Here is a 1,580-nt window from a genome sequence, read left to right on the forward strand (position 1 = left end):
AGGTCGCCAAGCCGGCGAAGTCCGTCGTGCTCGCGACCAAGTCCTCGGCCACCGAGCCGGCCGGCCGCCGCGCCGCCGCCGCACGCGCCACCACCGAGCACGTCGATGACCGCATCCAGCGCGTCGTCCGCCGCCCCGCACCCAGGGTGACCCGCGTCGCCAGCGCACCCCGGGCCTCCCGGTCGGCCCGTGCCGGACGCATCACCCTCACCAGCGCCGCCGCAGCCATCGCGATGTTCGCCGCCTCGGCGATGCCCGCACACGCGAGCGCCGGCACCTCGATGGCCACCTCGACCATCGCGCCCATCGTGCGCACCCAGGACTACGCCGTGACCCAGGCGGTCACGTCCGCCGGGTTCGACCGTGACGGGTTCACCGTCGGGGGTGGCTCGACCGTCACCACGACGACGGCTGGTTCCGCCGACACCGCGGCGATCGCCGGAGGCGCCGTGTCGTTCGGCGGCGCGGTCCGCTCGCCGTTCCCCGGCCCCGTGCAGATGAGCTCCGGCTTCGGGTACCGCTCGGCACCGTGCGGCGCGTGCTCGTCGCTGCACCAGGGCCTCGACTTCACCCCGGGCATGGGCACGCCGATCGGCGCCGTCGCCGCGGGCAAGGTCCGGGTCTCGGGCACCTACTTCTCGTACGGCAACGCGGTCATCATCGACCACGTGATCGACGGCCGACAGGTCTCCACGCTCTACGGCCACATGATCCCCGGCTCCTCGCCGCTCAAGGTCGGCGACACCGTCGCTGCCGGGCAGTTCATCGGGCTCGTCGGATCCTCAGGCGTCTCGACCGGTGCGCACCTGCACCTCGAGGTCCTGATGGACGGCGTCACCCCGATCGACCCGGAGGCGTGGCTCGAAGCCCGCATCGGTCGCTCGCTCACGCTGTAGCGACCGCTTCCGTCACGGCGCGGGATCCACAGCCGCTGTCGAGCGGCAGCACGGTGATGTCCCAGTCGGCCTGTGCAGACTCACAGGCATGGACGATCCCCACAGACCGCCCGCCCGTCGTCGACCCGAGGCGGCTGCCCGCTGATGGGCGCCGACACCTGGATCGCCTTCGGGCTCGTCATCCTCTTCGTACTCGTCGGCGGGGTCTTCGCGGCAGCCGAGATCGCGCTCGTCTCCCTCCGCGAATCCCAGCTGCAGCAGCTCGAACGCCGCGGCCCCCGCGGGATGCGGGTCGCCGAGCTCGGCCGTGACCCGAACCGGTTCCTGTCCGCCGTGCAGATCGGCGTGACCGTCGCCGGGTTCTTCTCCGCCGCGTACGGTGCGTCCTCGATCGCACCCGACGTCGCGCCGCTGTTCCGGGGACTCGGCCTCGAGCAGGGCACCGCCGAAGCCGTCGCGCTGGTGATGATGACCCTCGTCATCGCGTACCTGTCGCTCGTGTTCGGCGAGCTCGTGCCGAAGCGCCTCGCCCTGCAGCGTGCCGAGGGCTTCTCGATGGCCGTCGCCCCGACCCTGGAGCGCTTCGCGGTGCTGATGCGGCCGGTGATCTGGCTGCTCTCGAAGTCCACCGACACCGTCGTGCGACTGCTCGGTGGCGACCCGGACGCCCGCAGCGAGTCGATG

The 1,580-nt window shown here is 72.2% G+C and carries 2 protein-coding genes; both read left to right on the forward strand.

Features of this window, described 5'->3' with window-relative positions:
• On the forward strand, positions 1 to 896 hold an 896-nt coding region (locus tag BIU89_RS12060; RefSeq protein WP_071246841.1), incomplete at its 5' end, for a M23 family metallopeptidase.
• 144 nt (positions 897 to 1,040) lie between these two features.
• The coding region (locus BIU89_RS12065) for a CNNM domain-containing protein (protein ID WP_139179051.1) at positions 1,041 to 1,580 on the forward strand (540 nt) is incomplete at its 3' end.

Origin of the sequence: Curtobacterium sp. MCBA15_005, from assembly GCF_001864855.1 — a bacterium.
GTDB lineage: Bacteria > Actinomycetota > Actinomycetes > Actinomycetales > Microbacteriaceae > Curtobacterium > Curtobacterium flaccumfaciens.